Origin of the sequence: Arthrobacter sp. U41 (assembly GCF_001750145.1) — a bacterium.
GTDB lineage: Bacteria > Actinomycetota > Actinomycetes > Actinomycetales > Micrococcaceae > Arthrobacter.
The window spans coordinates 3156323-3168968 of sequence record NZ_CP015732.1 but is presented as its reverse complement, the minus strand read 5'-3'; the positions used below and the strand labels follow the sequence as shown (position 1 = coordinate 3168968).

Below are 12646 nucleotides of genomic sequence, written 5' to 3'. Positions count from 1 at the left end.
TCTATTCTCGTTCAAGAAGCGGTCTCTAACGAGTCTGGCCGATAGGGGCCCCCGTCGCGGGACCTGGGCAGCTCAGGAAGCCAGGCGGGCTGCCTGAGCGGAGACCGGGGTGTAGGTGGTGCCGTCGCGGAGCATGGCCCAGAGGACGTTCAGTCGGCGGCGGGCCAGGGAGAGCATGGCCTGGATGTGGGTTTTGCCTTCAGCGCGTTTGCGGTCGTAGTAGGCCCGGGAGGCGGGGCAGCTTTTCAGGGCCGAGAGGCCCGAGAGGTAAAAGACGCGCAGCAACCGCCGGTCGTAGCGTCGGGGGCGGTGGTGGTTGCCGGTGATCCTGCCGGAGTCCCGGGGTGCGGGTGCGAGTCCGGCGACGCCGGCAAACCGGTCCGCGGTTTCAAAGACTTCCAGGTCCCCGCCGGTGGCGCCGAGGAACTCCGCGGCGAGGACGGGCCCGAAGCCGGGCATGCTCAACAGGGCCCGGGCGTGCCGGTGTTCGATGACCTTCTCGCTGATCAGCGCGTCGAGGTCGGCCAGTTCCTTGTCCAGGGTGATGATTTCCTCGGCGAGGGCGGCGACGATCAACTCCCCGACGTGCTGGGCCGGCACGGTGGTGTGCTGAGATTTCGCGGCGTCCACGGCGGCCTGGGCCACCGCGGCGGACGAACGGGCACCGTGTTTCTTCAGCCACGCCTGGAGCCTGGCCTGGCCGGTGCGGCGGATCCCCTCCGGGGTCCGGTGCCTGGTGAGCAGCAACAGGGCTGCCTTGGAGCGGCTGTAGTCAAAAGCCCGCTCCAGCGCCGGGAAGTATTCGAGCAGCTGGGCCTGCAGACGGTTGATCGCCCGGACCCGGTCCGCGGATTTATCCGCCCGGCGGGCGGTAAGAATCCGCAGCCCCGTGCTGATCTCATCCCCTGCCCGCAGCGGCTGCAGATCCCGGCGCATCCGGGCCTGGTCAGCTATCACAGCAGCGTCTTTGGCATCCGTTTTGCCCTCGCCGCGGTAAAGGCGGGAGGCATGGTGGACGACCCTGCCCGGGATGTAGAGGATGTTCTGGCCGTGGGCGACGAGCAGCGCGATCAGCAGTGCCGGTCCCCCGTGGTTCAGGTCCGTTGCCCAGATCACCTCATCCCCGCCGGCGAGTTTCAGGACGTCGGCGATGAGCTCGAGCAGGGCCGGTTCGTCGTTGGGGATTTTCTGCGAGAGCAGCCGTGCTCCGTCGGCGTCGATCACGACGCAGTGATGATGGGCTTTGCCGGCGTCGATACCGGCCCAGAGTTTCGCCAAAACAGCCTCCAGTCTGTCGGTTAGATATAACCCAGCAGATAACCGCGCCGTCGTGTCCTTATCCGGCGATCATGTCGCGTCTCTCAATCAGCGGTCGGGTCATCGCGGAGAGTGCGGGCGGCCAATCCTTCGAAGCCGTCACGACATGAACCGTCCGGCACAGCAACAAAAGCCATACCCGCCTCCCCTGGGTAGCCACGACCCTACAATGGCCGCAGAACTTCACCCGGTAACAACATAAGGACAGCAACCAAAAGACGTCGTAGACAAGAGGGCCAGGGCGGGCCGGAGCCCTGCGACGGCGCACCCTGGACCCAACAGCCGGCCGCGCCAGCGGACGCCCGAAGCAGTGTCTGGGCTGCCGCGGAGATCTCGGACAGTGGGCCCCCTTAAAATGGGGGTCTACCGAAAGTAGAGATCAGCATGACCGCATCACGGAAGCGTTTTCCCCAGGAGTTCAAGGACGAGCTGTGCCGCGAGGTGATCACCACGTCCAAGCCGATCAAGGACGTGGCCACGGCGTACGGTGTCGGGCCCGAGACGCTCCGCAACTGGCTGGTCAAGTACCGCGAGGCCAACGGCGGGACAGAGGTGGATCTGACGGTGCCGGAACGGGCCCGGCTGAGGGAGCTCGAGCGTGAAGTTCAAGAGCTGCGGGCGGAGACTGCCTTCCTGAAAAAAGCCAGCGCTTACTTCGCGCGGGAGCAGCGGTAGTGAGCAAGTATGAATTCATCGATTCCCAAAAAGCTGAGCCCGCCAATCTAAACTCGGTGGTGAAAATGTGCCGCTGGCTGGCCGTCTCAACCTCCGGTTTCTATCACTGGGCCACCCGTCCGCAATCTGCCACCTCGGGGCGCCGCCAGGCCCTGACGGCACGGATCCAGCACTTCTTCGAGGAGTCCGAGGGCACCTACGGGTACCGGCGGATCCACGCCGATCTCGCCGCGGAACAGACCGAGTGCTCGCCCGAGCTGGTGCGGCAGATCATGCGCCACCAGGGCCTGGTGGCCTGTCAGCCACGCCCGTTCCGCATCACCACCGAGGCTGACGCTGAGGCAGCCGCGGGCATGCCCGACCTCGTCAACCGGGACTTCACCGCCGACCGCCCCGGAGTGAAGTTCGTCGGCGACATCACCTACATCCACACCTGGCAAGGGTTCGTCTATCTCGCCACCGTCATCGACTGCTACTCAAAGAAAGTCGTCGGCTGGTCCATCGCCGATCACATGCGCACCGAGCTCGTGACCGATGCGCTTAGGAACGCCGCCGCGACAACCCGGATCGAGCCGTCCGCGATCTGGCACTCCGACCGGGGCAGCGTCTATACCTCGACGGATTTCAGGGCCCTGGTGGCCGGCCTCGGTATGCGCTCCTCGATGGGACGCACCGGCGTGTGCTGGGATAACAGCATGGCCGAATCGTTCTTCTCCGCCCTGAAAAACGAGCGTGTCTACCGGACCGTTTACGCGACCAAATCACAAGCCCGGAGCGACGTCATTCGCTACATCGAGGGGTTTTACAACAGCCGGCGCCGTCACTCCGCGCTGGGTTACCGCCGGCCCAACGAAGTCCACTATGGTTATCAACAGCCAGCCTTGGCAGCGTAGAAGAATCCACTAATTCCGCTGTCCGAAATCCCCGCAGCAGCCCAGTCCTTGGTCCCGCGGTGCCCCCCGTATTGTCTGGGCAGGGCCGTGGCAGGATGGGGTCCGTTATGGACAGGCGGTTGCGGCGCGCTCCGGAAGCCCTCCGCACAGCTCAGGCTGTCCCCATTGGAGTGCAACCCCTTCTCCCGGCTGCCCCCGGCAAGAGCGCGGATCGCGGACTGTCGTAGCCACCCTCCATGATTGAATCTGCGTAGATGATGCATCAGTGCAATACCGCGTGGTTCTACCGGTAACTCGCGGAGCAGCTTCTGGATCGAATAGGTCCCCAAATGAGAAGCCCTAAGCGCCTTTTGGAATGACACTTTGATCTTTGCCGTGGCAACGAGTTTTAGTTCGAACCCACTGGAGGTTACGGGCCCAGGAGGCGGCGTAGTGTTCGGGCCCGCCAGGAAACAACGCGGGCGCTCAAGCCGTGATGCGCGTTTTCTCCTGACCAAGGCTGCACTGCGCTACTTTTTACTCATCCTCGTCCGACAGTTGCCGGGATGGGTTCCAGTTCTCGTTCGGGCTCGGCCACGGGATCATCTGAGGGGTGACGTTTCGTCCGCCCCCAGGCGGTGCGGCCCGCGATGGCGAGGAGAGCGGGCACCAGGACCAGCATGACGACGAGCACATACACGGCTACGGCCATGGCGAGGCCGAAGCCGAACATTGTGACGGTGCGTTGGTCGTTAAGCATGAAGCTGCCGAAGACGACGACCATGACGGAGGCCGCGGCCAGGATGACCCTGGCAGTGGCGGCGAGGCCGCTGCGGACAGCCAGGTCGGGATCTCCCGTGCGGTCGAACTCTTCCTTCACGCGGCTGAGCAGGAACACGGTGTAGTCGGTGGACAGTCCGAAGAGCACCGCGAACAGCATGACCGGAACGAACGATTCGACGGGGCCGGGGACAACCCCGAGCAGTTCAGCGGGCCACCATCCCCACTGGAACACTGCGACAACTGGCCCGTAAGCTGCCCCCACCGCGAACAAGTTCATGATGACAGCCATGGCCGCGATGAACGGTGCCCGGAACTCGATCAGGAGGACGATGAAGGCCAGCACGACGACAACCATGATGAACCAGCCGATCTGGGCCAGGAGCGTGTCGGCCAGGTCGATGCTGGTCGCCGTTGCCCCGCCAACGTGGGCGGCGGCGCCCGGCGCCGCCGCGGGCAGGACGGTGTCGCGCAGTTCATGGACCAGTGTTTCCGTGGCCGCGTCATCCGGCGAACTCGCGGGGATCACCGTGTACAGCGCGGTAGCCCCGTCTTCACCGAGCCGCGGCGGGGTCACCGCGCTGATGCCATCCGTCGCCGCCAACTGGTCGCGCACTTCAATGCTCGCGGTCCGGTTATCGGCAGGCGCCGAGTTGGGGCCGAAGTCGACCGTGACGAGCAGCGGGCCGGCCCAGCCAGCCCCGAAACCATCCACGATGAGGTCATAGGCTTTTCTCTGCGTGGTGTCCGCGGCCTGGGACCCGCCGTCGGCGGTACCGAGGCGCAGCGACAGCAGTGGCAGGGCAAGAATGGCCAGGACGAGCATGGCGGCGAACGCTGCGGCCCATCGGCGGCTCTGGACGCCTCCCACCCAACCGCGCCATCCCGTCGCGGGCGAGGAAGCGGGCTGGCCGGGCGCATCCGACGTTGCGGAGGTCTTCCTGCCGATCTTGCGCACCCTGACCCGGTCCAGGTTCCGGCCGAAAATCGACAGCAGTGCCGGCAGCAGGGTGATGGAGGCCAGCATCGTGGCACTGACGACGATGGCGCTGGCCAGGCCCAGTGAGGAGACGAACGGGATACCGATGGCGTAGAGGCTGAGGATGGCGATAATCACTGTGGCGCCGGCAACGAGGACTGAGCGGCCGGCGGTGGTCATGGCCGCTTCGATGGACTCGTCGGGAGCCAGGCCCCTGGACATCCCCTCCCGGTGTCTGGTCACGATCAGCAGGGCGTAATCGATGCCCACGCCCAGTCCGATCATGGCGGCAACGATGGGACCGGAGGTGCCGATTGTCACTGTTGAAGCGAGCATTGAGATTGAGGCGAGCCCGACGCCGAGGGCCACGAGGGCGGTGGCCAGAGTGACCAGCATGGCGAACAGCGATCCGAACACGAGCAGCAGCACCAGGGCTGCCGCGAGCAGCCCGAAGGCTTCGCTGCCGGATGGTCCGGACTCGGTCTGAGCGGCCGGACCTCCGAATTCAACCTGGCCCCCGGCATCCTGCACACCCTCGAAGGCAGCCTGCGCCCGGTTCACCGTCTCAAGCGGGATGTCTTTGGATCGGTCGGTGAACTGGATCGTCACCATCGCCGTCATGCCATCCCCGGAGACCATCGGCAGGGGCGGCCCGTAGGGCGATCTGGCAGCGGCCACGCCGTCCAGCGAGGCGACCGTGGCCACGGCGTTCTCCACTGCGGCCCGCATGGACGGTGAGGTGACGGACTCCCCGGCTTCCGTGCTGTGAACGATGACCTGCATGCCGTCACCGGCAAGCTCAGGGAACTGCTCACGGAGGCTGTCGTATGCGGCCTGGGAGTCGGTCCCGGCGAGGGTCAGGTCATTGTTGAACGTCCCGCCGAGCGCACGGCTGCCCAGCGCCGCCGCCAGTATCAACACCAGCCACATTGCGACCACTATCCAGCGGTACCTGGTTGACATACGAGCGAGTGCAGAGAGCACGGATATTCCCATCACAGTTCATAGAGTCGGACGGCACCAGTTTGGGGCGTCTAACCTGAGCCTAGATGAAGTGAGACAGTAATGTCTAGTTTTTCGGACCGCCAGTAGTGGCGCATGCGGCGATCCCGCCGACGAGGGTGCGGAAGATGAGGTTGGACACGTCCGCGTCGGAGTGCTTTGTTTTCGGCGCTGCCCGCACAGCGGAAATCAGCAGGGAGGCCATCGCCGTGACGATCCATTCCGGCGATAGATCGGCGTGGATGTCGCCCTCTCTCTGCCCGCGCCGGATGACCTCGACCAGGGGGGCGAGGACCTCGTCGCGCTGGGCGAGGAACCGGGCATTTTGGTCAGGCGCCCTGAGCAGAATGATGCGGAAACGCATCCCGTGCCTGCTCAGGGAGTCAATCACGCGCGCAAGGACCTCCAGGGCGCTGCCCTCGTCGAGGCGGCACGCAATGAGCGTCTCCGATGCGCGCGCGAGGGCCTCAGCCTGGATGGCTTTGAGCAGTGTTTGCCGGTTACTGAAGTGGCGGTACAGGGTCGCCCTGGTCAGATTCGCCGCCTGCGCCACGTCCGCCATGGATGAGTCGGGGTTGCGGGAGAGTTCATCGGCCGCGGCCGCAAGGAGTGCCCGATGATGGCGTTCGACATCAACGCGCGGGACTGCTGGCTGTTTGGGGCTGGGCATGGCGGCCTTTCCGGGAGTGCTTTGATCTCGACCATACAAGACGAAGCCATCCGGAATTGGCCATTGGCGGCAATTCCCCACCCGCAGCGGGGCGGGTTCAAGCGATCGTTGCAACACCCCTGAATTATCGGGAGTGGCGGCGCGAATGGAATCATCATCAGGAAGGAGTTCTTCCTCATGGAAAGAATCTCCTTCAACGGTAAAATCGGCGTCCCCGGCAGGTGTAGCCGGCAAGCGTCATCAACGGTCCCATTCCGGTGCCCAAAGACAGGATTTCCTTTCCGCCGTGGCGCGGTTTGGAAGTGTCGCCGCGGCTGCCAAAGAGCTGGGACTCAATAGAAGCACCTGCCAGAAGTGGGCGAACGCTGCCGGGATCAGGCGTCACCGCCAGTACGTCCAGGCCGACAAGGACCAGTTCCATGCCGTCCTTGATCGGACCGGCAACATCGTCGCGGCGGCCAGGAAACTGGGGCTGAACACCAGCACGGCGAATTCCTGGGCCGGCCGGGTCAATCGCGCGGCCGGGAAGCCGCGCACAACCAGAACCGTGAAACGCGGCCCGCAGCAGCGCCACTCATCAGCGGTGATTGAGGAGTTCCTGGACGTGCTGCGGAACGTCGGCAACGTCAGCGCGGCCGCCAGGGAACTCGGCCTGAACATCTCCACGTGCTCGAACTGGGCGAACGATGCCGGCATGGCCTCCCCCAGCCCGCGACGCCCGTCAGCGAAACAGCTTCACTACCTGCGCCTGCGCCAAGAAGGAGCCGGCCGCAGGGACGCCGCCCTCGCCGCCGGCGCCAGCGAACACAGCTCCTACCAATGGGACCGGCAACGGGCTGCAAAGGACAAGGAGACCGCCGGGGACGATACCGCGGATCTGCCGTATAACCAAGAGGTGAGAACTACTTTTGCAGAACCTCCAGCCCCTGCTGCGGCGCCCGGGCCGACGGCACCGGCGGCGGACTCTGCTGCACCCGCCCCGGCGGCCCTGGATGCCCTGGAGCAACCCATCAGCACCCGCTACCTGTCCTTGCGTGAGCGGGAGCTGATCGCTGACCTGCTCAGCGGCGGCAAGTCGATGCGTGACATCGGCCGGACTCTGGGCCGGTCGCCGGGCTCGGTCAGCCGGGAGATCGGCCGCAATAGCCACCCGGTGCTTGGCTACCTGCCGTACGGCGCCAACCGGCGTGCCACCGCGGCCCGGGCACGGCCCAAGGACAGTAAACTGGCCGCACCCGGGAAACTGCGCAACTATGTGCACGCCAAGCTGCTCACACGCTGGTCCCCGGAACAGATCTCGCACTTGCTGATTGGGCTGCTGCGGGGATTTCGGACAGCGGAATTAGTGGATTCTTCTACGCTGCCAAGGCTGGCTGTTGATAACCATAGTGGACTTCGTTGGGCCGGCGGTAACCCAGCGCGGAGTGACGGCGCCGGCTGTTGTAAAACCCCTCGATGTAGCGAATGAGATCGCTCCGGGCTTGTGATTTGGTCGCGTAAACGGTCCGGTAGACACGCTCGTTTTTCAGGGCGGAGAAGAACGATTCGGCCATGCTGTTATCCCAGCACACGCCGGTGCGTCCCATCGAGGAGCGCATACCGAGGCCGGCCACCAGGGCCCTGAAATCCGTCGAGGTATAGACGCTGCCCCGGTCGGAGTGCCAGATCGCGGACGGCTCGATCCGGGTTGTCGCGGCGGCGTTCCTAAGCGCATCGGTCACGAGCTCGGTGCGCATGTGATCGGCGATGGACCAGCCGACGACTTTCTTCGAGTAGCAGTCGATGACGGTGGCGAGATAGACGAACCCTTGCCAGGTGTGGATGTAGGTGATGTCGCCGACGAACTTCACTCCGGGGCGGTCGGCGGTGAAGTCCCGGTTGACGAGGTCGGGCATGCCCGCGGCTGCCTCAGCGTCAGCCTCGGTGGTGATGCGGAACGGGCGTGGCTGACAGGCCACCAGGCCCTGGTGGCGCATGATCTGCCGCACCAGCTCGGGCGAGCACTCGGTCTGTTCCGCGGCGAGATCGGCGTGGATCCGCCGGTACCCGTAGGTGCCCTCGGACTCCTCGAAATAGTGCTGGATCCGTGCCGTCAGGGCCTGGCGGCGCCCCGAGGTGGCCGATTGCGGACGGGTGGCCCAGTGATAGAAACCGGACGTTGAGACGGCCAGCCAGCGGCACATTCTCACCACCGAATTCCGATTGGCGGGCTCAGCTTTTTGGGAATCGATGAATTCATACTTGCTCACTACCGCTGCTCCCGCGCGAAGTAAGCGCTGGCTTTTTTCAGGAAGGCAGTCTCCGCCCGCAGCTCTTGAACTTCACGCTCGAGCTCCCTCAGCCGGGCCCGTTCCGGCACCGTCAGATCCACCTCTGTCCCGCCGTTGGCCTCGCGGTACTTGACCAGCCAGTTGCGGAGCGTCTCGGACCCGACACCGTAGGCGGTGGCCACGTCCTTGATCGGCTTGGACGTGTTGATCACCTCGCGGCACAGCTCGTCCTTGAACTCCTGGGGAAAACGCTTCCGTGATGCGGTCATGCTGATCTCTACTTTCGGTAGACCCCCATTTTAAGGGGGCCCACTGTCCGAGATCTCCGCGGCAGCCCAGATCAAGGAATTCCCCGATGACCCCCTCATGCGTGTGACCCACGAAACGATCTACCAAGCCCTCTACATCCAAGCCCGCGGCGGACTCAAACGCGAGGTCAAAGAAGCCCTGCGCACCGGACGGACCCGTCGCAAAAGCACAAAAACCCCGAAGAACGCACCAGCCGTTTCCGGGACCCGATGATCAACATCTCCGAACGCCCCGCCGAGATCGAAGACCGCGCCGTTCCGGGGCACTGGGAAGGCGACTTAATTACCGGAGCCTACAACCAGTCGGCAATCGCAACGCTCGTGGAACGCACCACCCGCTACGTGATGCTCGTGCACCTGCCCACAGACCACACCGCCGAATCCGTGCGCGACGGTCTCATCAAGACCATGGCCACACTGCCGCAACATCTGCGCGGATCCCTGACCTGGGACCAGGGTGCGGAAATGGCCCTGCACAAGTCATTCGGCATCGCCACGGACATGGACGTGTACTTCTGCGACCCCGCCAGCCCCTGGCAGCGCGGATCCAACGAGAACACCAACGGCTTGCTGCGACAATACTTCCCCAAAAGCACCGACCTGAACGCCTACGGACCCGAGGACCTGGAGCACGTCGCCCAGGAACTCAACGGACGACCACGAGAGACCCTTGGATGGGATACCCCCGCGGAGCGTCTCCGTGGTTTACTGATAGCCAATTGACCTCGGGTGTTGCATCGACCCCTTGAATCCGCCCTTTTGAAGCCAACTGTTGCCCCTGCAAACGATCGCCCATAGGCTCATCCATGTGAGTGGCGGGGACGGTATTCCGAGAAGCGGAACCGCCCAGCGACCCGTGAAGGAAATCAAGCATGGCAACAGGTACTGTCAAGTGGTTTAACTCCGAAAAGGGCTTTGGTTTCATTGCCCCTGACGACGGAAGCGCTGACGTGTTCGCACACTATTCGGCAATCGCATCCAGCGGTTACAAGTCCCTGGACGAGAACCAGAAGGTTCAGTTCGACATCACCCAGGGCCCCAAGGGCCCCCAGGCTGAAAACATTCAGCCCCTCTAGCAGTCCCCGAGAGACTGGTCAGCCGTTGCGGCCGGCCAGTCTCTTGCTGTGTCCGGGGGCGAGAGTGCACATGTGGCACGATGAGGTTAATCCGGCGGTAGCCGCACAGCCTTTTGGACCCGTTGCGACAGATCAGGCGACACTAGGTGGTAGAGTTGCCCGTCATTTCGGCACGAAGAATCGAACGCTGGTCTGGGCGGCTCCCGACATGGAGGCCCTCGATCGTCAATATCAGCCGTCGTTTTGACCGACGTCGCCCGCACCAACCGTCATGTTATGCCGCCTCAATATTCTATTAATCCCACAACATATGGCGATGAGAGACTATTTGTTGTTGGACGGCTTCCGAGACAGCCAAGGTCCGTTTCAAACCGCGAGATCCTCGACACTCCTGATGCCACCTGAAAACCGCGCCCAACCGTCTCAGTAATTGATCGTATTTGAGATGCCAGGGAGACTACCTAAATGGATTTGCCGAAGGCAGTGTCATTTTTCGAAGTCGTCCGCACGGAATGTTCGAAGTCGTCTGCACACCTTCCGGCTGCCGACGGACGCCAGACCAGAGGAGCGGCTGTACCGCGGCAAAGATGCCCCGCCCGGCAGGCTCTCCGACCCTGCGCGATCCGCCGTTGGGCCATCGATAACGGGTGTCAGGTCATCTCCCACGGCACGATCCCGGTGAGAATCGCCGAAGCCTTCCAGTCGGCGACCAGCTGAGACTAGGGACCGGCGACGGTTCACCGGCCATGTCCCCTCGGGAAGGCATCCGGATCGGCCGAAGCGGGACCGCGGGGGGCCTTATCAGCACAATCTCGGGCCAGCGCGAGGGCAGGTCCTCCTGCGCGCAGAATGAGGATCCGGTGACGGCACCCGGGGTTACGATGAATAGGTCCCCGGGGCTCTCCGGCGGACCATCCGCTCGATAGGGGAAAGATCATGGGTTTGGGCGACAAGTTCAAGCACGCTGCCGAGAAGGCCGCGGGCAAAGGCAAAGAGACGACCGGGGAAGCGACCGGCAATGAAAGCCTGAAAGCCGAAGGCAAAACCGACCAGACGAAGGCAAGCCTGAAGCAGGCTGCGGAGAAGGTCAAGGACGCTTTCAAAAAACGCTGACGCGCAACTCATGGATTGCCGCGGACGAGGAGTGCCGTGCGCTGGGCTGCTGGTCCTGCTCATCGTCTTCATGGTGCAGAACCGGACGATATCAGGGTAGGTTTCTTCACCTTGGAGGGAACCATGTCCCTGGGGAAGGCCCTGTTGTTCGTAGCGGTGGGCGGAGGTGTCCTGGACAAGTACTTCAGATTCAGGCTCACGGCCCCCGAAGGGATCGTGATTGCCGTTTCCAGCCCATTCCCTGACAAAGCGGCCGCTGTCGCCGGCATCACCGCGGTCCGCGAATACGCCGGCATGGGCCTTATCACTGATCTCTGCCCCGACATCCCGCTCCACAGACCATTGGCTACAATCCCGTCCGCGGCCCGGACCACCTTCCCGGTATCCACCGCCGTTCCGCCGGCGGGGGCCCGTTCGGCCGACGTGCTGCCACCCTGGACGGCGACCGGTGCGCCCGCAAGGCCGGGTGTCATTTTCCGAAGTCGTCTGCACGGATGTCCGAAGGCGAGTGCATTCAGGCCCTGATGGGAGTTCCCTGGCGTAATCCGAACCCTGACCGGGCGCAGAGTCGTCCGGGTGCCACGCAACATGTCGTCGTGGCTAAGGTGCTGTGGCGGTCTGAGGGGGCCTGCCGGCGGTGGCTTGGACCGCTTGATGCGCGCACCCGCACCGGGGTTTCTGTCGGCCACGGGCGGTAACCGGCTCTTTTTCTCTTGGTGGGGTGGCGGCCCTTTGACCCTAGTGCCACGGTCTTCCTTACGGAACGATTGGCCGTAGGTGCCCGCCAGCTTGGGGGGGACCCGCACGAAGTGGCGGGTCTGAGGCGCCGATACAACGGGAGCAGTTTCATGGGTTTGCCTGCAGCCGGAGCCGGTGTCCTGCCGGGTCCGGGTCCGGTGCGTGTATTCATCGTCGATGATCATGAGTTGGTCCGGCAGAGCCTGCGGGACCTGCTGGAAGGTGAGGGTCTTGAGGTGGTCGGTGAGTGCTGGTCCGGAGTTGAAGCCAGCCGCCGGATCGTGGAGGTGCGTCCGGATGTGGCGGTGCTGGACGGGTCTCTGCCTGATGGTACCGGCATCGAAGTCTGCCGGAATGTGCGCTCCGTGGATCCGGGCGTGCAGTGCCTGATTCTGACCAGTTACGACGACGATGAGGCGCTTCGCGGCGCCGTGCTTGCCGGAGCGGCAGGCTATGTGCTCAGGCAGGTCCGCAGCGATGGTCTGGTCGAGGCAATCCGTCGTGCGGCTGCCGGCGAGTCGCTCCTCGCCCCGGGAGTGGTGGAGAGGGTGAGGGCGGGTCTGCCGGAATCACCGAGGGTCCCCGGGCTCGATGGCCTGACCGCCCGGGAGACGGATGTGTTGGCCCTGATCGCCGAAGGCCTGAGCAACCGGCAGATCAGTGAGGATCTGGCTCTGACCGAGACAACCGTGAAAGACCATGTCTCTGCACTTCTGGCCAAACTCGGGTTCGGACGCAGCACCCGGGCCGCCGGCTTCTCAATCAGGTGGGCAGCGGGCGGATTTGAGGTGCCCTGACTCAGGGACCTCGATTCGTCAGGGAGTAGGGGCCTCTGTCGGCGCGGCC

At 64.1% G+C, this 12646-nt stretch carries 11 protein-coding genes and 1 pseudogene; 8 read left to right on the top strand and 4 right to left on the bottom strand.

Annotated elements, in window-relative coordinates:
• Window positions 1-72: 72 nt before the first annotated feature.
• Window positions 73-1278, bottom strand: a complete 1206-nt coding sequence (locus tag ASPU41_RS14395; RefSeq protein WP_083266529.1) for an IS110 family transposase — start codon at window positions 1276-1278, stop codon at window positions 73-75.
• Between the two features lie 423 nt (window positions 1279-1701).
• Here ASPU41_RS14395 and ASPU41_RS14385 point away from each other — a divergent pair.
• A protein-coding gene (locus ASPU41_RS14385; RefSeq protein WP_157357008.1) for an IS3 family transposase occupies window positions 1702-2885 on the top strand; the annotation gives its coding sequence in 2 pieces (ribosomal slippage) (window positions 1702-1963 and window positions 1963-2885; 1185 coding nt in all).
• 520 nt (window positions 2886-3405) lie between these two features.
• On the opposite strand, the gene ASPU41_RS14380 is transcribed toward ASPU41_RS14385, so the two are convergent.
• The gene (locus tag ASPU41_RS14380; protein ID WP_197515665.1) at window positions 3406-5586 is read right to left on the bottom strand and encodes an MMPL family transporter; all 2181 of its coding nucleotides are present in this window, start codon (window positions 5584-5586) and stop codon (window positions 3406-3408) included.
• Between the two features lie 106 nt (window positions 5587-5692).
• Window positions 5693-6295 carry a TetR/AcrR family transcriptional regulator gene (locus tag ASPU41_RS14375; RefSeq protein WP_083266527.1) on the bottom strand — a complete coding sequence of 201 codons (603 nt, stop codon included), beginning with the start codon at window positions 6293-6295 and terminating at the stop codon, window positions 5693-5695.
• Between the two features lie 286 nt (window positions 6296-6581).
• Here ASPU41_RS14375 and ASPU41_RS22115 point away from each other — a divergent pair, with 286 nt between their 5' ends.
• On the top strand, window positions 6582-7763 hold the full coding sequence (locus tag ASPU41_RS22115; protein ID WP_197515664.1) for a helix-turn-helix domain-containing protein: 1182 nt from the start codon (window positions 6582-6584) through the stop codon (window positions 7761-7763).
• On the opposite strand, the gene ASPU41_RS14365 is transcribed toward ASPU41_RS22115, so the two are convergent.
• Window positions 7651-8834 (bottom strand): IS3 family transposase gene (locus ASPU41_RS14365; RefSeq protein WP_157357007.1). Its coding sequence is split into 2 segments (ribosomal slippage): window positions 7651-8573 and window positions 8573-8834, totalling 1185 coding nucleotides; the frame shifts between segments, so codons are not numbered across the junction. The genes ASPU41_RS22115 and ASPU41_RS14365 overlap by 113 nt on opposite strands.
• A gap of 70 nt (window positions 8835-8904) precedes the next feature.
• Between ASPU41_RS14365 and ASPU41_RS14355 the strand changes: the two are divergent.
• The 6 genes and pseudogenes from ASPU41_RS14355 to ASPU41_RS14335 all read left to right on the top strand — a co-directional run.
• A pseudogene (locus tag ASPU41_RS14355) lies at window positions 8905-9622 on the top strand (IS30 family transposase); the annotation flags it as partial.
• A 123-nt stretch (window positions 9623-9745) separates the two neighbouring features.
• Window positions 9746-9949 carry a cold-shock protein gene (locus tag ASPU41_RS14350; RefSeq protein ID WP_069951488.1) on the top strand — a complete coding sequence of 68 codons (204 nt, stop codon included), beginning with the start codon at window positions 9746-9748 and terminating at the stop codon, window positions 9947-9949.
• 465 nt (window positions 9950-10414) lie between these two features.
• A complete protein-coding gene (locus tag ASPU41_RS24065; RefSeq protein WP_083266525.1) occupies window positions 10415-10666 on the top strand; it encodes an Lsr2 family DNA-binding protein in 252 nt (83 codons plus the stop codon).
• A gap of 219 nt (window positions 10667-10885) precedes the next feature.
• Window positions 10886-11062 (top strand): CsbD family protein, encoded by a 177-nt coding sequence (locus ASPU41_RS14345; RefSeq protein WP_069951487.1) that lies wholly within the window; start codon window positions 10886-10888, stop codon window positions 11060-11062.
• A 123-nt stretch (window positions 11063-11185) separates the two neighbouring features.
• Complete coding sequence (locus tag ASPU41_RS24060; RefSeq protein WP_083266524.1) at window positions 11186-11587, top strand: YegP family protein; 402 nt, start codon at window positions 11186-11188, stop codon at window positions 11585-11587.
• A gap of 323 nt (window positions 11588-11910) precedes the next feature.
• The gene (locus ASPU41_RS14335; protein ID WP_069951486.1) at window positions 11911-12597 is read left to right on the top strand and encodes a response regulator; all 687 of its coding nucleotides are present in this window, start codon (window positions 11911-11913) and stop codon (window positions 12595-12597) included.
• Window positions 12598-12646 lie beyond the last annotated feature (49 nt).